The 703-nt window shown below is 69.8% G+C and carries 2 protein-coding genes; both read right to left on the reverse strand.

Annotation, left to right across the window (positions count from 1 at the left end; all coding sequences use genetic code 11):
- Positions 1-295: DUF3168 domain-containing protein (locus IG84_RS0137195; RefSeq protein WP_051862867.1), on the reverse strand; the 295-nt coding region annotated here is incomplete at its 3' end.
- Between the two features lie 112 nt (positions 296-407).
- On the reverse strand, positions 408-703 hold a 296-nt coding region (locus IG84_RS0137205; RefSeq protein ID WP_031067859.1), incomplete at its 5' end, for an HK97-gp10 family putative phage morphogenesis protein.

Below are 703 nucleotides of genomic sequence, written 5' to 3' on the forward strand. Positions count from 1 at the left end.
AGCCGGCCACGGTGAGCGGCTGGCGGTCGAGGGCGGCGTCGAGCTCGGTGAGGATGCCCGCGGCCTCCTTGTAGCCGCGGTACTTGGACCACACGTGCAGCACGATGGAGGCCTCCAGGCCGCGCTGGTTGTGCGCGTCGTCCACGTTCTCGGTGATCGAGCCGAGCGACACGTAGGGGTGCGCGACCTGCTCGGGCACCTCGTCGTAGACGCCAGAGACCAGCGCGGTCAGCGGAGCGTGGGCGCGCAGCTTCGCGACGACGGCCTGCTGCAGCGGCCACAGGGCGGCGGTCACGTGCGCTTCTCCGCGCGCTCGATCTTCTTCTTCAGCCTGGCGATCTCTTGCTCAGCGTCATCTCGCTTCTTCAGCTCACGCGCGAGCTGGCGGCGCCAGGTGTCCAGCAGGCTCATGCGGCACCCCCTCCCATGTGCCGGCGGAACGCGGCGCGGTAGGTGCGGGTGACCTGGCGGCGGTGCTCGTTGAACGCGGGCACCAGGAAGGGCTGGTCGTCCATCTTGCTGGTGCCCTTCTCCACGTAGTACGCGTACTCGAGCTCGGCGGGGTCCCAGACGCCGACGTCGGCGCGGCCGAAGTGGTCGTTGACGCGTTCCTCGAGGGCCTGCCACAGGTTGCCCTTGTCGCGGGGCACCTTGTCCTCGGCGGTGCTGAGCACGGCCTCTGCCCACTCGTGTAGGGCCTCGG

The sequence above is a fragment of the Streptomyces ochraceiscleroticus genome (genome assembly GCF_000720485.1).
In the GTDB taxonomy this organism is placed as follows: domain Bacteria; phylum Actinomycetota; class Actinomycetes; order Streptomycetales; family Streptomycetaceae; genus Streptomyces; species Streptomyces ochraceiscleroticus.